This window comes from Streptomyces sp. NPDC002779 (assembly GCF_042888685.1).
GTDB lineage: Bacteria > Actinomycetota > Actinomycetes > Streptomycetales > Streptomycetaceae > Streptomyces.
Genome location: NZ_JBIAQC010000007.1, coordinates 448049 through 469310 on the forward strand (window position 1 = coordinate 448049; position 21262 = coordinate 469310).

A 21262-nucleotide genomic window follows, 5' to 3' on the forward strand; every position below is an offset into this window, starting at 1 on the left:
CAGTCCTCCCAGAACCGGGCAAGCGCTGGAAAACAACTGGCGGTACGGCATTCCGCCCATGGGTACGTTTCCGGACGGTCCGCATCTCAGCTCCAGGCCGCCGGATCGGCCCCCGGCGTGCCGGGCGGGCGTGCCCAGTCACCGGGCCCGCCCAGGTAGGCCACCGGCGGCAGGGCGTACCGCAGCCGCCCGAGCGTACTGTCCCTCTCGGCCAGCCAGGGCTCCGGCCCCCCGTACGCCGCCCCGCCCGTCCCGCCCGCGTCGATTTCGCAGGTCAGCCACAGCGCGGTGCGCGCCAGCGACAGCCGTACGACCCTGCTGCCGCTGTCGTCGGCCTGCTCGGTCAGGGCGCGCAGCACGGCCGCCGCGAGCAGGTACCCGGTGCCGTGGTCGAGCGCCTGCGCGGGCAGCGCGCCCGGCCGCCGCGCCGAGCCCTCCGTGACGGCGATGCCGGTCGCCGCCTGGACCAGGCTGTCGAACCCGCGCCGCCGTCCCCAGGGCCCGGACGCGCCCCACGCCGACACCTGCGCCACGACGACCCCGGGCCGGCGCTCCGCCAGCGCCTCGGGGGCGAGCCCGAACCGGTCCAGGGCGCCCGGCCGGTACCCGGTGACGACCACGTCGGCGCCGGCCAGCAACTCCTCGAAGGCGCGCCGGTCCGCCCGCAGGTCCAGCGTGGCGGACCGCTTGCCGAACCCCGTGTCCGCGTGCTGGTCGGGCAGTTCGGGGTACTGCGGCGGATCGACGCGCAGCACGTCCGCGCCGAGCAGGGCGAGGGTGCGGGTGCCGACCGGGCCCGCGATGACCCGGGTGAGGTCCAGGACCCGGATCCCGTCCAGCGGGAGCGCCGGACCGGCCGACGGGAGCACCCGCGCGGGGGCCTGGTCCAGCCGCTCCCGCTCCACCAGGGGACGCCCGGCCACTGCGCGTGCCTGCGGATGCGCCGCCCACTCCCCGGGCGTCCGTACCGCCACCGCGAGGCCGCCCGCCGCGTACACGGCCTCCTCGACGTCCGCCGCGGACCGCTCCGCGAGGGCCGCCTCGACGGAGTCCGGCCGGCCCAGCGCCGCCAGCAATCGCTCCCTGTGGTGCGGATAGTTGGCGTGCGTGCGCACCCAGCCGTCCGCCGTCCGCCAGAACCGTGACAGGGGTGCGAAGGTGACCGGCGCCCGGCCATTGATCAACAGATGCCGTTCGCTCACGAACGCCGTGCCGACGGCACCGTCGTCCACCCGGGCCTCCGGCACCTCCCGCAGCCGGGCCCGCCGCGCACCTAGCTCCGCGGCGGCCAGCGCACACGCGCCGACACACCCGCGCGCCAACTGCCGTACGGGAAGCCTCCCCTGGAGGACCCCGGTCCGGCCGACGGTCGACACCCGCGGCAGAAGCGCGGGATCGCCGCCCACCGCGGCCCAGGCGTAGTCGATGGAGTCCATGACTGCACTATGCAGTATTGACTCGATCAATATGTGCAGCGGATCTCTCCCCCACGCGCGCGAAAGGGCCGGACGGTGGCTCCGTCCGGCCCTTCGCTGGCGGGTGTCCGCTACTTGGTCACCGCGTCCAGGGCGTCCGTCATGCCCCAGCCGTAGAACCCGTTGCGGTTCTTCGAGCCCTCGCAGACCGCGTCGATCTTGCCGTCGCCGTCGATGTCGTACGGGTCCGTGCACGCCGTGGCGTCGGCCTGGGCGTACAGCAGCGCCTTGACCGCGGCCGGAGGCGCCCACGGGTGCGTCGACTTGATGAGCGCGGCGACGCCCGCGACATGCGGCGACGCCATCGACGTACCGGCCATGTAGCCCCAGCGTCCGCCGGGCAGCGTGCCCAGGATCAGGCCGCTGGTGGCCGGCGGGGCCGGGGTCTGGAAGCGGGTCGAGTCGCCGCCGGGCGCGGCGATGTCGATCACGCCGAGACCGTGGTTGGAGAAGGACGACTTGATGCCCTTCGCACCGGTCGACGCCACCGTCACCACACCCGGCAACTGGGTCGGTATGTCCAGGCACTCGGAGGGGTCGATCACCCGCTCCGAGGGCGTGCCGTCGTTCGGGGAGACCGGGTCGGTGATCTCGTCGGCCGCGAGGTCGTAGTTCTCGTTGCCGGCCGCCGCGACGTTGACCGCGCCCTTCTTCTCCGCGTACCGCGAGGCCCGGGTGATGGCGTCGACGAGCGCCTTCTGGTCCGGGTCGTTCTTGCAGTTGAAGTACCAGGGGTCGGTGTAATAGCTGTTGTTCGTCACGTCGACCCCGTGCTCGGCCGCCCACACGAAGCCGCACACCACGGCCTCCGTGTAGAAGTACCCGGCGGTCGTCGACACCTTGATGCCGGAGACCTTCACCCCGGGCGCGACACCGGTCATGCCGACGCCGTTCTTGGCGGCGGCGATCTCACCGGCCACGTGCGTGCCGTGCGCGCTCTCCGTCGGGCCGGGCCGCCAGGCGCCATCGGTGGTGTCCGGCTTGCCCGTCACGCAGTTGACCGACGCCTCGCGGTCGAAGTTGGGCGCGAGGTCGGGGTGGGTGTCGTCGACGCCGGTGTCGATCACCGCGACGGTGACGTCCCGGCTGCCCAGCGACTTCTCGTGCGCCTGGTCCGCCTTGATGGCGGGCAGGTCCCACTGGAGGGGCTGGAGCGGGTCCTGGCCCTCGGCCGCCTCGACGGCCGCGGCCTCGGCGGTGCTGAGCACCTTCGGCGTGCCGACGTCCGTCGTGGACTGCGCGGGCAGCGGCGCGTTGCGGGTGTTGCCGGCCGAGGCCACCCCCGGCACCGTGCGCAGCGTCCGGGCGAAGTCGGGGTTCGCCGAGTGGACGACGACCACACCGATCTGGTCGTACGAGGTCACGATCGTGCCGCCGGCCTCGGCGATGGCCCGCTCCACGCGTGGTGAAGGGCCGTGCCCGGGCTGGACGTTGACGACATAGCTGAGCGAGGTCGCGTCCGGCTCGGCCGCCGCCGACACGTTCGGCAGCAGGGCGAGCGCCGTCGCCATGGCCATCCCGGCGGGGACGGCCAGCGCGCGGCGGGAGCGCGGGAAATGCGCTGTCATGGTGTCAGTTTCTCCCGTCCGTGGCCTACTTGACCGCGCGCAGCGCGTTGACGATGCCGAAGCCGTAGAAGCCGTTCACGCGCGTGCCGCCCTCGCACACCGCGTCCTGCGTGCCGTCGCCGTTCTGGTCGTAGGACTCGGGGCAGCCGGGGTTGTCCGCCTGCGCCTTCAGCATCGCCTGGAGCGCGGCGCCGTTCGCCCACGGGTGCTTGGACTTCAGCAGCGCGGCCACGCCGGCGGCGTGCGGCGAGGCCATCGAGGTGCCCTGGAGGAAGGCGTACTGCCCATTGGGCATGGTCGACAGGATGCGGCCGTTCTTCGAAGGCGTGTCGGGTATCTGGTACAGCCGGTCACCGCCCGGCGCCGCGACGTCGACGACGCCCCTGCCGTACGAGGAGTAGTACGACTTGAGGTTCTGCACGCCCGTCGCGCTGACCGTGACGACACCCGGCAGCTGGGTCGGCAGGTCGTAGCACTCGTGCGGGTCGATCGTGCGCTCCACCGGGGTGGAGTCGTCGGGGCTGGAGTCGTCGACGATCGCGTCCGCGTCCAGGTCGTGGTTGGAGTTGCCCGCCGAGGCCAGGTGCAGCGTGCCCTTGCGCTGGGCGTACAGCTGGGCCCGGTTGACCGCGTCGACGATGGCCCGCTGGTCGGGGTCGTCCATGCAGTTGTACAGCCACGGGTCCACGTAGTAGCTGTTGTTCGTGATCTCGACGCCGTGGTCGGCGGCGAACACGAAGGCGCACACCACGCTCTCCGGGTAGAACAGCCCGTTGTCCGGGTCGCTCACCTTGATGCCGGAGACCTTGACGCCCGGGGCCACGCCCGCGACGCCGATGCCGTTGCGGGCCGCGGCGATCTCGCCCGCGACATGCGTGCCGTGGTAGTCGTCCACGGTGTACGGCCGCCAGGCGCCCTCACTGGTGTCCGCGACACCGCCGACGCAGTTGGCGGACTGGGACTTGGAGAAGTTCGGCGCGAGGTCCGGGTGGGTGTCGTCGACGCCGGTGTCGATGACCGCGACGGTCACCTTGCTGCTGCCGGGGTTGATCTTCGCTGCCTCGTCGGCGCCGATGGCGCGCAGGTCCCACTGGTCGGCCTCGAGCGGCTCGCTGTCGGGAGCGGCGGCGGCCGCCGTCTTCGCGGCCTGGGCGTCCGTGAGGAATTCCGCGGCGCCCTGGTCCGTGGTGCCGGCGGCGGTCAGCGGCGCCGTACGCGTCGCACCCGCCGACTGCACTCCGCGCACCTGGCGCAGCTGCTTGCCGAAGTCCGGGTTGGCGGAGTGGGCGACGATCACCCCGATCTTGTCGTACGACGCCACGACGGTCCCCCCGGCCGTGGCGACGGCCTTCTTCACCGACTCGATGGTCCGGCGGTCCGTCGTGGTGTTCACGACGTAGGCCAGGTTCGGCGCGTCCGCGGCCTGCGCGGCGGTGGTCTCCGCGAGCGGGGCGGCCGTCGCGCCGGCCGGCAGGAAGCCGAGCGAGGCGGTCAGCGACAGCACGACGGGGACGGCCAGCGCGAGCCGGCGTCTGGAAGGCAGATGAGCCATGGGATCTCCACATCATCCGGAAACGAAACCGGCCCGAGACACAGGTGGCGTTCGGGCAGGTACATGACGGGCGTGCAGGGCGAAACTATCTCCCCGTCTCGCTGGCCAGCAATGACCTACAGCCGATGAGTTCGGAAAGAAGTCCGCGGGGTTGAACCGGTCCTCGCGTGGCGCCGTGACGTTGAACAGGGGGCGCGAGCACGATCGAGCTCCCTGCCCACCGCTGAGAACAGAGCCGTCATGTCCGTACCGCACCCGTCCCCGTCCACCGCCGCACCAGCGCCCGTACCGCGAGGAGACTCCGTGGCCGCCGACGCACCGCCCCCCTCGAAAGAGCAGCACCGACTTCCCTCGACCGAGGAGTTCACCGCGGTGCAGCAGAGCGCGGAGTTCGCCGAACTGCGCCGCTCCTACCGCTCCTTCGCCTTTCCGCTGACCGTCGCCTTCATCGCCTGGTACCTGCTGTACGTCCTGCTGTCGATCTACGCCGGCGACTTCATGGGCACCAAGCTGTTCGGCAACATCAACGTGGCCCTCGCCCTCGGCCTCGCCCAGTTCCTCACCACGTTCCTCATCGCCTGGTGGTACGCGCGGCACGCCGCCGCCAAGCTCGACCCCAAGGCCGACGCGATCAAGTCCCGGATGGAGGGCGGCGCATGAGCACCGCGCAGATGTTCCTCGCGGCCGACCCGGCCAGCGAGCACCGCACGCTGATCATCAGCCTCTTCGCGGTCTTCGTCGTCGCGACCCTCGGCATCACCGTGTGGGCGGGCCGCCAGACCAAGGACGCCAACGACTTCTACGCGGGCGGCCGCCAGTTCACCGGCTTCCAGAACGGCCTCGCCGTCTCCGGCGACTACATGTCCGCCGCGTCCTTCCTCGGCATCGCGGGCGCCATCGCCCTGTTCGGCTACGACGGCTTCCTCTACTCCATCGGCTTCCTGGTCGCCTGGCTCATCGCGCTGCTCCTGGTCGCCGAGCCGCTGCGCAACTCCGGCCGCTACACCATGGGCGACGTCCTCGCCTACCGGATGCGCCAGCGCCCGGTCCGCACGGCGGCCGGTACTTCCACGATCGTGGTGTCGATCTTCTACCTGCTGGCGCAGATGGCCGGCGCGGGCGTCCTGGTCTCCCTGCTGATGGGCATCACCAGCGACGCCGGCAAGGTCCTCATCGTCGCCCTGGTCGGCGTCCTGATGATCATGTACGTCACCATCGGCGGCATGAAGGGCACCACCTGGGTCCAGATGGTCAAGGCCGTGCTGCTGATGACCGGCGCCCTGCTGCTGACCTTCCTGGTCCTGCTGAAGTTCGACTTCAACGTCTCCGACCTGCTCGGCGCCGCCTCCGACCGGAGCGGCAAGGGCGCGGCCTTCCTGGAGCCCGGCCTGAAGTACGGCGTCAGCGGCACCAGCAAGCTGGACTTCATCTCGCTCGGCATCGCGCTGATCCTCGGCACCGCCGGCCTGCCGCACATCCTGATCCGCTTCTACACCGTGCCCACATCCAAGGCCGCCCGCAAGTCCGTGATCTGGGCGATCGGCCTGATCGGCTCCTTCTACCTGATGACCCTCGCGCTCGGCTTCGGCGCCGCCGCGCTGATCTCACAGGAGGAGATCACCAGCTCCAACAAGGCGGGCAACACGGCGGCCCCGCTGCTCGCGCTGCATCTGGGCGGCGTCGACTCCAACTGGGGCGCCATCCTGCTCGCCACCATCTCCGCGGTCGCCTTCGCCACCATCCTCGCGGTGGTCGCGGGCCTGACGCTGGCCTCGTCCTCGTCGTTCGCCCACGACATCTACGCCAACGTCATCAAGAAGGGGAAGGCCACCGACAAGGAGGAAGTCCGCGCCGCCCGCTGGGCGACCGTCGGCATCGGCGTCGTCTCCATCGCGCTGGGCGCCCTGGCCCGCGACCTGAACGTGGCCGGCCTCGTCGCCCTGGCCTTCGCGGTCGCCGCCTCCGCCAACCTGCCGACGATCCTCTACAGCCTCTTCTGGAAGCGGTTCACCACCCAGGGCGCCCTGTGGTCGATCTACGGCGGCCTGACCACCGCGGTCGGCCTGGTGCTGTTCTCGCCGGTCGTCTCCGGCAAGCCCACCTCGATGTTCCCGGACGTCGACTTCCACTGGTTCCCGCTGGAGAACCCCGGCATCATCTCGATCCCGGTCGGCTTCCTGCTGGGCATCATCGGCACCTACCTGTCCAAGGAGGAGCCGGACAAGGGCAAGTACGCCGAGCTGGAGGTCCGGTCCCTGACCGGCACCGGCGCCCACTGAGCACGCCTCCCCGCGCGGCCGCGTCGTAGATCCCTACGACGCGGCCGCGTCTTACCTCGTGGGATCGGGCCCTGTCGTTGTCGGTGCGGTCACGTAGGCTCGCAAGTGACGCAACATGAGTGCTCCGCGACGAGGGAGGGGGCCCACGTGCTCATCGACACCTACGGCCGGGTCGCCACCGACCTGCGCGTCTCACTGACCGACCGGTGCAATCTGCGCTGCACCTACTGCATGCCCGAGGAGGGCCTGCAGTGGCTGGCCAAGCCCGACCTCCTCACGGACGACGAGATCGTCCGCCTGATCGACATCGCGGTCACCTCCCTCGGCATCGAGGAGGTCCGCTTCACCGGCGGCGAGCCCCTGCTCCGCCCCGGCCTGGTCGGCATCGTCGAGCGCGTCGGCGCCCTCACCCCCCGCCCCCAGATGTCCCTCACCACCAACGGCATCGGCCTCAAGCGCACCGCGAAGGCCCTGAAGGCCGCCGGTCTGGACCGGGTCAATGTCTCCCTGGACACCCTGCGCCCGGACGTCTTCAAGACCCTGACCCGCCGCGACCGGCACCGGGACGTCCTGGAAGGGCTGGAGGCCGCCCGCGACGCGGAGCTGACCCCCGTCAAGGTCAACTCCGTGCTGATGCCGGGGCTGAACGACGACGAGGCCCCCGACCTGCTGGCCTGGGCCGTCGAGCACGACTACGAACTGCGCTTCATCGAGCAGATGCCCCTGGACGCCCAGCACGGCTGGAAGCGCGACGGCATGATCACCGCGGGCGACATCCTGACCTCCCTGCGCACCCGCTTCGAGCTGACCGAGGAGGGCTCCGAGGAGCGCGGCTCGGCCCCGGCGGAGCGCTGGCTCGTCGACGGCGGACCGCACCGCGTCGGTGTCATCGCCTCCGTCACCCGGCCGTTCTGCTCGGCCTGCGACCGCACCCGCCTCACTGCCGACGGCCAGGTCCGCACCTGTCTGTTCGCCCGCGAGGAGACGGACCTGCGCGGCGCCCTGCGCTCCGGCGCCCCCGACGAGGAAATCGCCCGGATCTGGCGGCTGGCGATGTGGGGCAAGAAGGCGGGAGCGGGCCTGGACGACCCGAGCTTCGTCCAGCCGGACCGCCCGATGTCGGCGATCGGCGGCTGAAACTTTACGGTGCCCCGGGCTCTTCCCACTCGGCGAACGGCACCACGTCCTTCAGGAACCCCCGCACCCCCAGAAACTGGGAGAGATGCTCCCGGTGCTCCTCGCAGGCGAGCCAGGTCTTCCGCCGCTCCGGCGTATGGAGCTTGGGGTTGTTCCAGGCCAGCACCCATATCGCGGCCGCACGGCAGCCCTTGGCGGAGCAGATGGGGGTCTCGTCACTCACGGATTCGTCTCACAGAAGTCAACAAAAGGCGACGCCGAGCAGCCACGGGGGGAGCTGCCCGGCGTCGGTCCGTCGCTCCGACGGGGGATGCGGAGCGCCTACGAAGTATGTCATGGGTCACCCGCGGCCCGGCACCGGAACAGCACTATTGATCTGAGCTTTTCTTGAGCTTGGTGCGGAGGTGGCTTCCGTTTGTCAGCCCCTCGCCAAGGTCATTTCCGGTCATGTCTTCCGCTGTGTTTCGTCCGCCGGACCCGGTGCCGGATCGGGGACCGCATCGTCCGGGACGGGTTCCGCGAAGGGCACGCCGGGACCCGGCCCGGCGATCATCGGACGCGGCGGCGCGACCACGAAAGTGGAAGGGAGCGACGGCGCGTTCTCCCGCCCGGCGTTGGCGATCACCACCGCGATGTACGGCATGACCACGCCGAGCACCAACGCCACGACGGCCACGTGCCGTTCGACGTTCCACAGGGTCGCGGCCAGGATCACCGACAGCGTACGGATCAACATCGAGATGACGTACCGGCGCTGCCGGCCTCGTACGTCCTCTTGGAGGCTCGTCCTGGCTCCGGTGATCCGGAATACCTGGGTGCTGCCCCCGTCGTGCTGCTTCCGCATCACATTCCACCATCCGCCCGCATCGGACTCTCCCCTGCCCGCACCCGGACGGCCACCGGCCGGGAGGCCGGGCCCGGACACCCTCCACGGTACGCCTGGCCTGCGCCGCCTACGAGACCGGGGCACCTTCCGCCCGGGTGACGGACCTCAGCCGTCCCGCGTACGGCCGCACCCGACATGCGGCGTAGGCGGGGCGGCCCGAGACTGGGCGTAATGCTCACGTCGAGCCGTACAAGGAGGCAGCCATGGGCTGGTTGTGGGCCATCATCGTGGGACTCGTGCTGGGGCTGATCGCCAAGGCGATCCTGCCCGGCAAGCAGCACAGTCCCCTCTGGCTGACCACGATCTTCGGCATGCTCGGTGCCATCGTCGGCAACGCCCTCGCCCGCGCGATGGGGGTCGAGGAGACCGCCGGCATCGACTGGAGCCGGCACATCTTCCAGCTCGTTGCCGCGCTCATCATCGTGGGTGTGGGGGACATGGTCTACATGGCCACCCTGGGCAAGAAGAAACAGCGGACCTGAGCCGCGCACGACGAAGGGGCGGCCCTCCCGTGGAGAGCCGCCCCTTCGGAGTGCCTAGGCTCCGGTGACCTCGACCGCGGCGAGGTTCTTCTTGCCCCGGCGCAGCACCAGCCACCGTCCGTGCAGCAGATCCTCCGCCGCCGGTACGGCGTCCTCGGCGGTGACCTTCGCGTTGTTCACGTAGGCCCCGCCCTCCTTGATCGTCCGCCGCGCCGCCGACTTGCTCGCCACCAGCTCGACCTCGGCGAACAGATCGACCACCGGCGCCAGCTCCGCGACCTTGATGTGCGGCACCTCCGACAGCGCCGCCGCCAGCGTCCGGTCGTCCAGCTCCGTGAGCTCGCCCTGCCCGAAGAGAGCACGGCTCGCGGCGATCACGGCCGCCGTCTGGTCGGCGCCGTGCACCAGCGTCGTCAGCTCCTCGGCCAGCGCCCGCTGCGCGGCCCGGGCCTGCGGCCGCTCCTCGGTCTGCTTCTCCAGCTCCTCCAGCTCCTCGCGGGACCGGAAGGACAGGATGCGCAGGTACGTCGAGATGTCCCGGTCGTCCACATTGAGCCAGAACTGGTAGAACGCGTACGGCGTCGTCATCTCGGGGTCGAGCCAGACGGCGCCGCCCTCGGTCTTGCCGAACTTGGTGCCGTCCGCCTTGACCATCAGCGGGGTCGCCACGCAGTGCACCTGGGCCTCGGGCTCCAGCCGGTGGATCAGGTCCAGACCCGCCGTGAGGTTGCCCCACTGGTCGCTGCCGCCCTGCTGGAGGGTGCAGCCGTACCGGCGGTACAGCTCGAGGAAGTCCATGCCCTGGAGCAGCTGGTAGCTGAACTCGGTGTAGCTGATGCCCTCCTGGGACTCCAGGCGCCGGGCGACCGAGTCCTTGGTCAGCATCTTGTTGACACGGAAGTGCTTGCCGATGTCGCGCAGGAACTCGATGGCCGACATCCCGGCCGTCCAGTCCAGGTTGTTGACCATCACCGCGGCGTTCTCGCCCTCGAAGGACAGGAACGGCTCGATCTGCGCGCGCAGCCGGGTCACCCAGTTCGCCACCGTCTCCGGGTCGTTCAGGGTGCGCTCGGCCGTCGGGCGCGGGTCACCGATCTGGCCGGTGGCCCCGCCGACCAGGGCCAGCGGACGCAGGCCCGCCTGCTGGAGCCGGCGCATGGTGAGGACCTGCACCAGGTGACCGACGTGCAGACTGGCCGCGGTCGGGTCGAACCCGCAATAGAACGTGACGGGACCGTCCGCGAGCGCCTTGCGCAAAGCGTCCTCGTCAGTGGACAGGGCCCACAGGCCACGCCACTTCAGCTCGTCGACGATGTCCGTCACGGTTCTCGTATCTCCTTGGAAGTGCTGCTCGAAAGTGCTGCGGGTCGGGTACGAGGTTATACGCCCTGACTGACAGAGCTCATATTGAAGTCGGGCACCCTCAGCGCCGGCATCGCGGCCCTGGTGAACCAGTCGCTCCACTCCCTGGGCAGCGTCTTCTCCGTGCGCCCGGCCTCGGTGGCCCGGCCCAGCAGGTCCACCGGCGACTCGTTGAACCGGAAGTTGTTGACCTCGCCGGTCACCTCGCCGTTCTCCACCAGGTACACGCCGTCCCGGGTCAAACCGGTGAGCAGCAGCGTCGCCGGATCGACCTCGCGGATGTACCACAGGCAGGTCAGCAGCAGCCCGCGCTCGGTAGCGGCGACCATCTCCTCCAGCGAGCGCTCGCCGCCGCCGTCCAGGATCAGGTTGTCGATCCCCGGCGCCACCGGCAGCCCGGTCAGGCCCGCGCTGTGCCGGCTGGTCAGCAGGTGCCGCAGCTCGCCCTCGTGGACCCACTCGGTGGCCGTGAGGGGCAGTCCGTTGTCGAACACCGACGTGTCGCCCCCGGAGGAGTGCGCCAGCACGAAGGGCGCCGCCTCCAGGCCCGGCTCGTTCGGGTCGCTGCGCAGGGTCAGCGGCAGCTCGGTCAGCCTGTCGCCGACCCGGGTGCCGCCGCCGGGCCGGGAGAACACCGTGCGGCCCTCGACCGCGTCCCGGCCCGACGCCGACCACATCTGGTAGATCAGCAGATCCGCGACGGCGGTCGGCGGCAGCAGCGTCTCGTACCGCCCGGCGGGCAGCGCCACCTTGCGTTCGGCCCAGCCGAGGCGTACGGCCAGTTCGGCGTCGAGCGCCGCGGGGTCGACGTCCTTGAAGTCACGGGTGGAGTGGCCGGCCCAGGCCGAGCGGGTGCGGTCCGGGGACTTGGCGTTCAGCTCCAGCGTCCCGTTCGGCTGGTCATGGCGCAGGCGCAGCCCCGTCGACGTACCGACGTAGGACGAGACCAGCTCATGGTTGGCGAAGCCGTACAGCTCGCGTCCGCCCGCACGCGCGCGTGCGAAGGCCTCACCGAGCGCCGGGGCGAAGTCGGCGAACACCGCGGAGGAGGTCTCGGCCGGCGCGTCCGTGAAGTCCGGCGCCGTCGGTACGCCGGTGACCAGCGGCTGCGCGTCCTCGGCGGGACCGGCGCCGCGCGCGGCGGCCTCGGCGGCCCGGACCAGGGGCTCCAGCTCGTCCGGCGTCACCGCGGAGCGGGACACCACCCCCGAGGCCGTGCCCTCCTTGCCGTCGACGGTGGCGACGACCGTGAGCGTGCGCCCGCGCGTGACGCCGTTGGTGGTCAGCGCGTTGCCCGCCCAGCGCAGATTGGCGGTGGACTGCTCGTCGGCGATGACGACACAGCCGTCCGCGCGCGACAGCTCCAGGGCCCGCTCGACGATCTCGTGCGGCTTGTTCGTACGAGGACTCATCGACCGGCCTCCTGGGTGGTGTTGAGGATGTTGACGCTGCGGAACAGGGCGGACGGGCAGCCGTGCGACACCGCGGCCACCTGCCCCGGCTGGGCCTTGCCGCAGTTGAAGGCACCGCCCAGGACATAGGTCCCCGGGCCGCCGACGGCCGCCATGGAGCCCCAGAAGTCGGTGGTGGTCGCCTGGTAGGCGACGTCCCGGAGCTGGCCGGCGATGCGGCCGTTCTCGATCCGGAAGAAGCGCTGGCCGGTGAACTGGAAGTTGTAGCGCTGCATGTCGATGGACCAGGACCGGTCCCCGACGACGTAGATCCCGCGGTCGACGCCGCCGATGAGATCCTCGGTGGACATCCCGGCCGGGTCCGGCTGGAGCGAGACGTTGGCCATGCGCTGCACCGGGACATGGGCGGGGGAGTCGGCGAAGGCGCAGCCGTTGGACCGCTCGAACCCGGTCAGCCTCGCGATCCGCCGGTCCAGCTGGTAGCCGACCAGGGTGCCGGACTTCACCAGGTCCCAGGTCTGGGCCTCGACGCCCTCGTCGTCGTAGCCGATGGTCGCCAGGCCGTGCTCGGCGGTGCGGTCGCCGGTGACGTTCATCAGCTCCGAGCCGTACCTGAGCTTGCCGAGCTGGTCGAAGGTGGCGAAGGAGGTGCCGGCGTAGGCGGCCTCGTAGCCGAGCGCCCGGTCCAGCTCGGTGGCGTGCCCGATGGACTCGTGGATGGTCAGCCACAGGTTGGACGGGTCGACGACCAGGTCGTACACGCCCGCCTCGACGCTCGGCGCGCGCATCTTCTCGGCGAGCAGCTCGGGGATCTGCGCGAGCTCGCTCTCCCAGTCCCAGCCGGTGCCCCGCAGATACTCCCAGCCGCGTCCGGCGGGCGGCGCGATGGTGCGCATCGAGTCGAACTCGCCGCTGGACTCGTCGACCGACACGGCGGTCAGCTGCGGGTGCAGCCGGACGCGCTGCTGGGTGGTCACCGTCCCGGCGGTGTCGGCGTAGAACTTGTTCTCGTGCACGGTGAGCAAGGAGGCGTCGACATGGTTCACCCCGTCCGCCGCCAGCAGCCGGGAGCTCCATTCGGCGAGCAGCCCGGACTTCTCCTCGTCGGGCACGGTGAACGGGTCGATCTCGTACGACGAGATCCACGTCCGGTCGGCGTGCACCGGCTCGTCCGCCAGCTCCACCCGCTCCTCGGAGCCGGCGGCCTTGATGACCTGCGCGGACAGCTTCGCCATCGCCACGGCCTGGGCGGCGACCCGGGCCGCCGCGTCCATGCTCAGATCGACGCCGGAGGCGAAGCCCCAGGTCCCGCCGTGCACCACGCGCACCGCGTAGCCGAGGTCGGTGGTGTCCGAGGAGCCCGCGGGCTTGGCGTCCCGGAGTCGCCAGGACGCGCTGCGCACCCGCTCGAACCGGAAGTCCGCGTGCTCGGCGCCGAGGGCACGCGCGCGTGCCAGCGCGGCGTCCGCCAGAGCGCGCAGGGGTAGTGCCGTGAAGGACTCGTCGATGGTATGAGGCACCTGGGTCTCTTCCTGTCGCCGTTACCGTGGTCGCTCCGATCATGTCGCGCGGGCCGGTCCGAGGACCACACGTTTGCCGCCCGTGGCCGGTTCGGTTCTGTAGGGATCCGACAGTGACGCCGACGCGCCACTGTCGGTGCCCGCTTGTCCCCATGAGCTTCGGGACCGATAGGTTTTCGGGGAAGCCGCCTGTCATCCAGGTGTTCGGGCGGGTTGTCAGACCGCTATCGAAAGGGTGATCCGTTGAGCCGCTCGGTTCTCGTCACCGGAGGCAACCGGGGCATCGGCCTCGCCATCGCCCGTGCATTCGCCGACGCCGGCGACAAGGTCGCCGTCACCTACCGCTCGGGTGAGCCCCCGAAGGGCTTCCTCGCCGTCAAGTGCGACATCACCGACACCGAGCAGGTGGAGCAGGCCTACAAGGAGATCGAGGCCGAGCACGGCCCGGTCGAGGTCCTCGTCGCCAACGCCGGCGTCACCAAGGACCAGCTGCTGATGCGCATGTCCGAGGAGGACTTCGCCTCGGTCGTCGACACCAACCTCACCGGCACCTTCCGGGTCGTCAAGCGCGCCAACCGGGGCATGCTGCGGGCCAAGAAGGGCCGCGTGGTGCTGATCTCGTCGGTGGTCGGACTGCTCGGCTCCGCGGGGCAGTCGAACTACGCCGCCTCCAAGGCCGCGCTGGTCGGCTTCGCGCGTTCCCTCGCCCGTGAGCTGGGGTCGCGCAACATCACTTTCAACGTCGTCGCGCCCGGCTTCGTGGACACCGACATGACCAAGGTGCTCACCGACGAGCAGCGCGCGGCCATCGTGTCGCAGGTCCCGCTCGGCAGGTACGCGCAGCCGGAGGAGATCGCCGCGACGGTGCGGTTCCTCGCCTCGGACGACGCCTCGTACATCACTGGAGCCGTCATTCCCGTTGACGGCGGACTGGGAATGGGTCACTGATCACCATGAGCGGAATTCTCGAGGGCAAGCGCGTCCTGATCAGCGGTGTGCTGATGGAGTCCTCCATCGCCTTCCACGCCGCCAAGCTGGCCCAGGAGCAGGGCGCCGAGATCATTCTCACCGCGTTCCCCCGGCCCACGCTGACCGAGCGCATCGCCAAGAAGCTCCCCAAGCCCACCAAGGTCATCGAGCTCGACGTCACCGACGACGAGCACCTCGGGCGGCTCGCGGACCTCGTCGGCGAGGAGCTCGGCGGCCTCGACGGCGTCGTGCACTCCATCGGCTTCGCGCCCCAGGACGCCCTCGGCGGCAACTTCCTGAACACCCCGTTCGAGTCGGTCGCCACGGCCATGCACGTCTCGGCGTACTCCCTGAAGTCGCTGACCACGGCCTGCCTGCCGCTGATGCAGAACGGCGGCTCGGTCGTCGGCCTCACCTTCGACGCCCAGTACGCCTGGCCGCAGTACGACTGGATGGGCCCGGCCAAGGCCGCTCTGGAGGCCACCAGCCGCTACCTCGCGCGTGACCTGGGCAAGCAGAACATCCGCTGCAATCTCATCTCCGCGGGTCCGCTCGCCTCCATGGCCGCCAAGTCCATCCCGGGCTTCGGCGAGCTGGCCGCCGTGTGGGACGACCGCTCCCCGCTGGAATGGGACCTGAAGGACCCGGAGCCGGCCGGCAAGGGCATCGTCGCCCTGCTGAGCGACTGGTTCCCGAAGACCACGGGCGAGATCATCCACGTCGACGGTGGTCTGCACGCCATCGGCGCGTAACGCCGCCGCTCGGCCTCGGCCGACCCCTGAGGGCCCCGCACCCGACCGGTGCGGGGCCCTCGGCACGTGGTGCCGGTGTCGCTCGTTCGGCCTATCCGGCCGGGCGGGGCCCCACCCGGACGGGGCACTCTGGATTACGCCTTCACCACGCGTTTTCCTCGTCAGCACGGCCGAGGAGGTCCCTCTTGTGCGTCTGCCCCGCAGCCTCGCCCCAGTGACCGTCGCCGTAGCTCTCCTGGTGTCCCTGCCGTACGAGGCGACACCGCAGGCTCGCGAACCGGAGCCCTTCGGCTCCGAGTGCCGCACGCGCGTGCAGGGCTCCCACGTGATCGCCTACTGCCACAACCCCTACGCCGACATGGACCGCGTACGGCTGCACATCGAGTGCAGCCGGTGGTGGGACCTCGACACCGACAGCTCCCCGGTCGACACCGGCCCGGCGGCGACCGTACGGCTCACCGGGCGCTGCTGGAAGGAGGTCCGCTCGGCGTGGGTCAGCCACCAGCAGCGCTGAACCGGCCCGGACGGCACTGGAACGGATAGCCGGCCGCCTCCCGGGCCGCGGTCGTCGCGTCGCCCGCGCGGATCGCGTCCAGCAGCCGCGCGTGGTCCATGTACGTCTCCGGCGTCAGCTCCTCGCCGACGTCCTCACGCAGCCAGTCCCGCAACACCTCGCCCAGGTCCGCGTACATGGCCGTCATCGCGTCGTTGTGGGACGCGGCCACCACCGCCAGGTGGAAGGTGGCGTCGGCCGTCACGAACGCCTCCGCGTCGCCCGACGCCCAGGCCTCCTCACGCCGGAGCAGCAGCGCGTCGAGCTGCTTGAGGTCCTTCTCGGTGCGCCGCCCGGCGGCCAGCTTCGCCGCCCCCGACTCCAGCGTGGAGCGCAGCTCGGCGATGTGCCGCGGGTCGGCGTCGGCGAAGCGGCGGTGCATCACCCCGGCCAGCTCACTGGTCGCCACGACATAGGTGCCCGAGCCCTGGCGGATGTCCAGCAGGCCGTTGTGGGCGAGGGCGCGGACGGCCTCCCGGACCGTGTTGCGGGCGACTCCCAGCTGCTCGACCAGCTCCGGCTCGGTCGGGATGCGGGAGCCGACCGGCCACTCGCCGGAGGTGATCTGGTGCCGCAGCGCGGCGATGACCTGCTCGGACAGGGCGGAGCGGCGTTGCTGGCTCAGGGGCATGGCACACCTTCGCATGGGACGGGCGACCGGCCCAGGCCGGAGGTTGGACAACCATTCATCCCATGATTCTATGATGGGTGACATGGCAAGCGAGGAAACCCGGACGACGAAACCCGCCACCGTACGCAGTTCGGCCCAGCCGGCCGACGCCTCCCCGGTGCCCACGCGCGCGTGGACGACACGTCTGATCGTCCTCGGCATCGTGCTGGCCGCGCTGAACCTCCGCCCCGCGATCACCAGCTTCGGCGCCCTCCTCGAAGAGGTCCGGGACGGGCTCGGCATGAGCGGCAGCATGGCCGGGCTGCTCACCTCCGTGCCCCCGCTGTGCTTCGCGCTCTTCGGCGTCATGGCGCCCCGCCTCGCGCGCCGCTTCGGCCTAGGTGCCGTCGTCTGCGCGGGCATGATCGCCATCACGGCCGGTCTGCTGATCCGCCCCTACGCGGGCAGCACGCCCGCCTTCCTGGCCGCCAGCGCCCTCGCCCTGATGGGCATCGCGGTCAGCAACGTCCTGATGCCGGTCATCGTCAAGCGCTGGTTCCCGGACCGCGTCGGCTCCATGACGGGCCTGTACTCGATGGCCCTCGCCCTCGGCACCTCGGCCGCGGCGGCGGTCACGGTGCCGATGACGGACGCGCTCGGCGGGAACTGGCAGACCGGGCTCGCGGTGTGGGCGGCCCTGGCGGCGGCGGCCGTCCTGCCCTGGCTCCCGTTCGTACGGGACCGGCGGGCGCCGGGGGCGGACGAACAGGCGGGCGGGCGCGGAGGGGCGCCCGCGCGTGGGGAAGTGGGCGGGCGTGGGGGAGCGGCCCGGCGTGGGGAAGCGGCCGGGCGTGGTGAGGCATCCGCGCGTGGGGAGTCGGCCACCCGGGAGGAGGCGCCCGTACGGCAGGGGGCATCCGCTGGCGATGGGGCGGCCGGCCGGGCGGGAGCGCTCGCTCACAAGGACGCACGCCCGCGTGCGGAGGTGCCCGCGCTGCGGATCACGCGCAGCCGTACCGCCTGGGCGCTCGCCGTGTTCTTCGGGCTCCAGGCCACCGCCGCCTACATCACGATGGGCTGGATGCCGCAGATCTTCCGGGACGCGGGCGTGCCCGCGAGCACCGCCGGGCTGCTGCTGGCCGTCACCATGGTGATGGGCGTGCCGCTGGCCTTCGTCATCCCGCGCGTGGCCACCCGCCTGCCGCACCAGGGGCCGATCGCCCTCGTGCTCGGCGTCTGCGGGCTCGCCGGATACGCCGGCCTGTACTTCGCGCCCGCCGCCGGAGCCTGGGCCTGGGCCGTGCTGCTCGGCATCTCCAACTGCGCCTTCCCGCTGGCCCTGACCATGGTCGGGATGCGGGCCAGGACCGGCGCGGGCGTCGCCCAGCTGTCGGCCTTCGCGCAGAGCACCGGCTATCTGATCTCCATCCCCGGCCCGCTCCTGGTCGGCGTGCTCTACCAGCACAGCGGCGGCTGGGGCCTGCCGATCGCGCTGATGACCGCCCTGATGATCCCGCAGATGGCGGTGGGCGTCCTCGCCGGGCGCAACCGCACGGTCGAGGACGAGGCCACCCGCTGAGCCGCACCCCGCGGGCCCGCTCCCGGGCGGCGGGTGCGAGACTTGCCCCATGTCGCCAGTGCTCGACCCGAACCCGCAGAACGGCCAGAAGAAGATGCTCCTCGTCTTCGGCTCGTTCCTCGCCATCTTCGTGATCATCGCCGTCATCGCGACGATCGCCTCGCCGTGAGCCAGGGCCCGCCGCCGGCCCATGGTGGGGGTAGCCCCCCCATCCCCTAGGGGGCGAGTGTCAGGGTCAACTGGGTGGATCACCGGATGGGTTGAGTGCCGCGGATTCCGTAGCTTCGAGATGTGACCGCGAGACGCGGACCACGGAGCAGGTTCCCGGCCACTCGACGACCCGCGGAGGCACCCATGTCGGCCCCTACGCAGACTGCGCCCCACCCGGCACGCCGCGGTGGCGTCGACATCCGGCTGCCCTGGTGGGCCCTGGCCCTGCCCGTGCTCGCCTTCGTCACCCTGCTGGTGCTGATACTCGATCCGGCCGAGGCGCACGCCGCGACCGCAGACCCCGCGATCACCCAGCTCTTCGAGCGCGTACAGCAGCTGATGGCTCGCTGAACAGCGACGCGGTCGCCCGCCAACTCCTGGCGCCGCATGGCGTGTTTCATGCGAAGCTGGGACTCATGAGCGTCGCAGAATCCCGCAGGATCGTCCTCTTCCGGCATGCGAAAGCCGACTGGCCCCAGGTGACCGACCATGAGCGGCCGCTCGCCGAGCGGGGCCGGATGGACGCCGCCGTCGCCGGACGCAAGCTCGCCGACACCGGTGTCCCCTTCGACCTGGCCCTGTGCTCCACGGCGACCCGGACCCGCGAGACCTGGAAGCTCGCCGTCCACGAGTTCCCGCACCGGCCGAAAACGGTTTACGAGGAGCGGATCTACGAGGCCTCGCCGGGCGAGCTGATCGCCGTGCTCAACGAGACGCCGGACGAAGTGCGCAGCGCCGTCCTCATCGGCCACAACCCCGGTGTCCAGGGGCTGGCGGAGGTCCTGGCCGGGTCCGCCGAGGAGGACGCCCGCACCCGGATGGACCGCCGCGGCTTCCCGGCCGCCGCCTTCGCCGTGCTGAGCTTCACCGGGCCCTGGAAGGCCCTGGAACCGGGCGTGGCCCAGCTGCTCGACTACTGGGCACCCTCGGAGTGACCCCGTCCGCGGGGGAGGGGCCCGGTGCCGGGCCCCCTCTCGCCGGGCCGGGGACTCAGTCCTCGTCGTGCATGTCGGCGGCCTCGACCTCTTCGCGGGTGACGCCCAGCAGATAGAGCACCGTGTCGAGGAACGGCACGTTCACCGCGGTGTGCGCGGCCTCCCGCACCACCGGCTTGGCGTTGAAGGCGACCCCGAGACCGGCCGCGTTCAGCATGTCCAGATCGTTGGCGCCGTCACCGATCGCCACGGTCTGCGCCAGCGGTACGCCCGCCTCGGCGGCGAAGCGGCGCAGCAGGCGGGCCTTGCCCGCGCGGTCCACGATCTCGCCGGTCACCTTGCCCGTCAGCCTGCCGTCGATGATCTCCAAGGTGTTGGCCTGGGCGAAGTCCAGCCCGAGCCGGTCCTTGAGATCGTCCGTGACCTGGGTGAAACCGCCGGAGACCACGCCGACTTGGTAGCCGAGCCGCTTCAGCGTACGGATCAGGGTGCGGGCGCCCGGCGTCAGCCGTACCTCGCTGCGCACCTTGTCCACGACGGAGGCGTCGAGCCCTTCCAGCAGCGCCACGCGCGCGTGCAGCGACTGCTCGAAGTCCAGCTCTCCGCGCATCGCCGCCGCCGTCACCTCGGCGACCTTGTCCTCGCAGCCCGCGTGCGCGGCGAAGAGCTCGATCACCTCGTCCTGGATGAGCGTGGAGTCCACGTCCATCACGACCAGGCGCTGCGCCCGCCGGTGCAGGCCCGCCGCGACCACCGCGACATCCACGCCGAGCTGCGCGGCCTCGGTCACCAGAGCGGTCCGCAGCGGCTCGGTCTCCACGCCGGACACCGCGAACTCGACGGCCGTCACGGGGTACTTGGCGAGCCGGAAGATACGGTCGATGTTGCCGCCTGCGTGGGTGATCTTCGCGGCGATGGCGGCCGTGGCCTCCGCGGTGAGCGGATGCCCGAGCACGGTGACCAGGGAGCGGCCGAGTCCGCGCGGGCGGTTGTCGCCGAGCCCCGAGATGATCTCGGCCTGCATCTTCAGCGACTCCGCCCAGCTGTGGACGGTGGCCCGCAGATCCCCTTCGAGACCGCGGGGCGGCTCGGTCACGAGCGCGCACAGCACGATCCGGCCACGGGTGACGACCTGCTCGATGTCGACCACGTCGACGGAGTAGGCGGCGAGGGTGTCGAAGAGTCCGGCCGTGATGCCCGGCCTGTCCTTCCCGAAGATCTTGACGAGAAGGGTGGGGACGTCAGAGGTCTGCGAAGCGCTCATGATGTCTCCACCGTATCCGGCACCCAGTGCCTCCCGCCCCCGAGGTCCGCCTGCCGGACACGGAACACTGGGCGTCGGCCTGATGACCCGGACGTAACCCGCCGCCGACGCGGCGGGGCGACCGGGGCGGCGGCCCACGTCTCACATCGGCGGTGGAGGAGAGCGAACCGGGGCCGACCTAGGACAACCGACGCCCGGACCCGGCGGCGGAGGCGGGGGCCCCTCGCCAAAGCAGTCCGAGGACGACCGGCGCCCCGGACGCGACGGGGGAACACGCCTTCCGCGTCGGCCACGCCTCAACGGCGTCCCTTGGGCCCCCTCGGCGGCGCGGGTGGTGGCGGAGGAGGCGGGGGTGGCCCCTCGCCGGAGCCGTCCGAGGACGAACGGCGCCCGGGCTTCGGCGGCGGACCGATCGGCCGGACCACGGTGGGTGCGCCGTACACGTCGTCGCCGCTCCGACCGGCCTCCTCGGGCACCGCCCCCTCCGGGCGCGCGTCCTCCGGCTCCCGTAGCTCTCCGGGGGCCCGCAGGTACGGATTGGTGTCGGGATTGGGCGGCCGATACGGCACTCCGGGCGTGTACGGCCCGTCCCCGGGCGCCTGCCCGGACGCCCTGCGGGCCTGTCCAGGCGTGCCGGTTGCCGGCCCGGGGCTTCCGCTTGCCTGGCCAGGCGTTCCGGCTGCCTGTTCCGGTGCCGTGGCGGCTCGCCCGCCCGGC

The 21262-nt window shown here is 71.3% G+C and carries 21 protein-coding genes; 11 read left to right on the forward strand and 10 right to left on the reverse strand.

Annotated elements, in window-relative coordinates; all coding sequences use genetic code 11:
• Positions 1 to 86 precede the first annotated feature (86 nt).
• The 3 genes from ACFYW5_RS22530 to ACFYW5_RS22540 form a co-directional block, all read right to left on the reverse strand.
• Entirely contained in the window at positions 87 to 1436 is a 1350-nt protein-coding gene (locus ACFYW5_RS22530) for a CoA transferase (protein ID WP_389418829.1), read from the reverse strand.
• Between the two features lie 110 nt (positions 1437 to 1546).
• Positions 1547 to 3043, reverse strand: coding sequence for a S8 family serine peptidase (locus tag ACFYW5_RS22535; RefSeq protein WP_389418830.1), 1497 nt, complete (start codon positions 3041 to 3043; stop codon positions 1547 to 1549).
• 25 nt (positions 3044 to 3068) lie between these two features.
• Positions 3069 to 4595: a S8 family serine peptidase gene (locus ACFYW5_RS22540; protein ID WP_389418831.1), complete on the reverse strand. Its 1527-nt coding sequence runs from the start codon at positions 4593 to 4595 to the stop codon at positions 3069 to 3071.
• A 303-nt stretch (positions 4596 to 4898) separates the two neighbouring features.
• On the opposite strand from ACFYW5_RS22540, the gene ACFYW5_RS22545 reads away from it, so the two are divergent.
• The 3 genes from ACFYW5_RS22545 to moaA all read left to right on the forward strand — a co-directional run bounded on the left by ACFYW5_RS22545 (position 4899) and on the right by moaA (position 8011).
• Entirely contained in the window at positions 4899 to 5255 is a 357-nt protein-coding gene (locus tag ACFYW5_RS22545) for a DUF485 domain-containing protein (RefSeq protein ID WP_389418832.1), read from the forward strand.
• Entirely contained in the window at positions 5252 to 6874 is a 1623-nt protein-coding gene (locus tag ACFYW5_RS22550) for a cation acetate symporter (RefSeq protein ID WP_389418833.1), read from the forward strand. The genes ACFYW5_RS22545 and ACFYW5_RS22550 overlap by 4 nt, the downstream gene beginning before the upstream one ends.
• A gap of 147 nt (positions 6875 to 7021) precedes the next feature.
• Positions 7022 to 8011: a GTP 3',8-cyclase MoaA gene (gene moaA, locus ACFYW5_RS22555; RefSeq protein ID WP_389418834.1), complete on the forward strand. Its 990-nt coding sequence runs from the start codon at positions 7022 to 7024 to the stop codon at positions 8009 to 8011.
• A gap of 4 nt (positions 8012 to 8015) precedes the next feature.
• Here the strand turns inward: moaA and ACFYW5_RS22560 are convergent, their stop codons facing one another.
• Positions 8016 to 8234 (reverse strand): hypothetical protein, encoded by a 219-nt coding sequence (locus ACFYW5_RS22560; protein ID WP_389418835.1) that lies wholly within the window; start codon positions 8232 to 8234, stop codon positions 8016 to 8018.
• A 222-nt stretch (positions 8235 to 8456) separates the two neighbouring features.
• Entirely contained in the window at positions 8457 to 8855 is a 399-nt protein-coding gene (locus ACFYW5_RS22565) for a DUF3099 domain-containing protein (protein ID WP_389418836.1), read from the reverse strand.
• 245 nt (positions 8856 to 9100) lie between these two features.
• Between ACFYW5_RS22565 and ACFYW5_RS22570 the strand changes: the two genes are divergently transcribed.
• A complete protein-coding gene (locus ACFYW5_RS22570; protein ID WP_389418837.1) occupies positions 9101 to 9379 on the forward strand; it encodes a GlsB/YeaQ/YmgE family stress response membrane protein in 279 nt (92 codons plus the stop codon).
• A gap of 54 nt (positions 9380 to 9433) precedes the next feature.
• Here ACFYW5_RS22570 and tyrS read toward each other — a convergent pair whose 3' ends face one another.
• From tyrS to ACFYW5_RS22585, 3 genes are read right to left on the reverse strand one after another with little or no spacing between them, the layout of a single operon-like run.
• Positions 9434 to 10702: a tyrosine--tRNA ligase gene (gene tyrS, locus ACFYW5_RS22575; RefSeq protein ID WP_389418838.1), complete on the reverse strand. Its 1269-nt coding sequence runs from the start codon at positions 10700 to 10702 to the stop codon at positions 9434 to 9436.
• Positions 10703 to 10758: 56 nt separating this feature from the next.
• Complete coding sequence (locus tag ACFYW5_RS22580) at positions 10759 to 12153, reverse strand: metallopeptidase TldD-related protein (protein WP_389418839.1); 1395 nt, start codon at positions 12151 to 12153, stop codon at positions 10759 to 10761.
• Positions 12150 to 13673: a TldD/PmbA family protein gene (locus ACFYW5_RS22585; protein WP_389418840.1), complete on the reverse strand. Its 1524-nt coding sequence runs from the start codon at positions 13671 to 13673 to the stop codon at positions 12150 to 12152. Before ACFYW5_RS22585 ends, ACFYW5_RS22580 begins: the two co-directional genes overlap by 4 nt.
• A gap of 243 nt (positions 13674 to 13916) precedes the next feature.
• On the opposite strand from ACFYW5_RS22585, the gene fabG reads away from it, so the two are divergent.
• From fabG to ACFYW5_RS22600, 3 genes are all read left to right on the forward strand, one after another.
• Positions 13917 to 14621 (forward strand): 3-oxoacyl-[acyl-carrier-protein] reductase, encoded by a 705-nt coding sequence (fabG, locus tag ACFYW5_RS22590; RefSeq protein WP_389418841.1) that lies wholly within the window; start codon positions 13917 to 13919, stop codon positions 14619 to 14621.
• Between the two features lie 5 nt (positions 14622 to 14626).
• Positions 14627 to 15394, forward strand: coding sequence for an enoyl-ACP reductase FabI (gene fabI, locus ACFYW5_RS22595; protein WP_389418842.1), 768 nt, complete (start codon positions 14627 to 14629; stop codon positions 15392 to 15394).
• A 187-nt stretch (positions 15395 to 15581) separates the two neighbouring features.
• Positions 15582 to 15908, forward strand: coding sequence for a hypothetical protein (locus ACFYW5_RS22600; protein ID WP_389418843.1), 327 nt, complete (start codon positions 15582 to 15584; stop codon positions 15906 to 15908).
• Here the strand turns inward: ACFYW5_RS22600 and ACFYW5_RS22605 are convergent.
• Positions 15889 to 16578, reverse strand: coding sequence for a FadR/GntR family transcriptional regulator (locus ACFYW5_RS22605; protein ID WP_389418844.1), 690 nt, complete (start codon positions 16576 to 16578; stop codon positions 15889 to 15891). The two genes, ACFYW5_RS22600 and ACFYW5_RS22605, sit on opposite strands and share 20 nt — an antisense overlap.
• A 70-nt stretch (positions 16579 to 16648) precedes the next feature.
• On the opposite strand from ACFYW5_RS22605, the gene ACFYW5_RS22610 reads away from it, so the two are divergent.
• The 4 genes from ACFYW5_RS22610 to ACFYW5_RS22625 all read left to right on the forward strand — a co-directional run bounded on the left by ACFYW5_RS22610 (position 16649) and on the right by ACFYW5_RS22625 (position 19281).
• Positions 16649 to 18136, forward strand: a complete 1488-nt coding sequence (locus ACFYW5_RS22610; RefSeq protein ID WP_389418845.1) for an MFS transporter — start codon at positions 16649 to 16651, stop codon at positions 18134 to 18136.
• Between the two features lie 49 nt (positions 18137 to 18185).
• Positions 18186 to 18305 carry an SGM_5486 family transporter-associated protein gene (locus tag ACFYW5_RS22615; RefSeq protein ID WP_284048361.1) on the forward strand — a complete coding sequence of 40 codons (120 nt, stop codon included), beginning with the start codon at positions 18186 to 18188 and terminating at the stop codon, positions 18303 to 18305.
• Positions 18306 to 18490: 185 nt separating this feature from the next.
• Positions 18491 to 18697: a hypothetical protein gene (locus ACFYW5_RS22620; protein WP_389418846.1), complete on the forward strand. Its 207-nt coding sequence runs from the start codon at positions 18491 to 18493 to the stop codon at positions 18695 to 18697.
• 65 nt (positions 18698 to 18762) lie between these two features.
• Positions 18763 to 19281: a SixA phosphatase family protein gene (locus ACFYW5_RS22625; RefSeq protein WP_389418847.1), complete on the forward strand. Its 519-nt coding sequence runs from the start codon at positions 18763 to 18765 to the stop codon at positions 19279 to 19281.
• 55 nt (positions 19282 to 19336) lie between these two features.
• Here ACFYW5_RS22625 and serB read toward each other — a convergent pair whose 3' ends face one another.
• The gene (gene serB, locus ACFYW5_RS22630) at positions 19337 to 20545 is read right to left on the reverse strand and encodes a phosphoserine phosphatase SerB (RefSeq protein ID WP_389418848.1); all 1209 of its coding nucleotides are present in this window, start codon (positions 20543 to 20545) and stop codon (positions 19337 to 19339) included.
• Between the last annotated feature and the right edge of the window lie 717 nt (positions 20546 to 21262).

Bases quoted from the DNA above. Each gene is read 5' to 3' on its own strand.
- ACFYW5_RS22530 (WP_389418829.1), bottom strand. From the start codon at position 1,436: ATGGACTCCATCGACTACGCCTGGGCCGCGGTGGGCGGCGATCCCGCG.
- ACFYW5_RS22535 (WP_389418830.1), bottom strand. From the start codon at position 3,043: ATGACAGCGCATTTCCCGCGCTCCCGCCGCGCGCTGGCCGTCCCCGCC.
- ACFYW5_RS22540 (WP_389418831.1), bottom strand. From the start codon at position 4,595: ATGGCTCATCTGCCTTCCAGACGCCGGCTCGCGCTGGCCGTCCCCGTC.
- ACFYW5_RS22550 (WP_389418833.1), top strand. From the start codon at position 5,252: ATGAGCACCGCGCAGATGTTCCTCGCGGCCGACCCGGCCAGCGAGCAC.
- ACFYW5_RS22565 (WP_389418836.1), bottom strand. From the start codon at position 8,855: ATGCGGAAGCAGCACGACGGGGGCAGCACCCAGGTATTCCGGATCACC.
- ACFYW5_RS22570 (WP_389418837.1), top strand. From the start codon at position 9,101: ATGGGCTGGTTGTGGGCCATCATCGTGGGACTCGTGCTGGGGCTGATC.
- ACFYW5_RS22580 (WP_389418839.1), bottom strand. From the start codon at position 12,153: ATGAGTCCTCGTACGAACAAGCCGCACGAGATCGTCGAGCGGGCCCTG.
- fabI (WP_389418842.1), top strand. From the start codon at position 14,627: ATGAGCGGAATTCTCGAGGGCAAGCGCGTCCTGATCAGCGGTGTGCTG.
- ACFYW5_RS22605 (WP_389418844.1), bottom strand. From the start codon at position 16,578: ATGCCCCTGAGCCAGCAACGCCGCTCCGCCCTGTCCGAGCAGGTCATC.
- ACFYW5_RS22610 (WP_389418845.1), top strand. From the start codon at position 16,649: ATGATGGGTGACATGGCAAGCGAGGAAACCCGGACGACGAAACCCGCC.
- ACFYW5_RS22615 (WP_284048361.1), top strand. From the start codon at position 18,186: ATGTCGCCAGTGCTCGACCCGAACCCGCAGAACGGCCAGAAGAAGATG.
- ACFYW5_RS22620 (WP_389418846.1), top strand. From the start codon at position 18,491: ATGTCGGCCCCTACGCAGACTGCGCCCCACCCGGCACGCCGCGGTGGC.
- ACFYW5_RS22625 (WP_389418847.1), top strand. From the start codon at position 18,763: ATGAGCGTCGCAGAATCCCGCAGGATCGTCCTCTTCCGGCATGCGAAA.
- serB (WP_389418848.1), bottom strand. From the start codon at position 20,545: ATGAGCGCTTCGCAGACCTCTGACGTCCCCACCCTTCTCGTCAAGATC.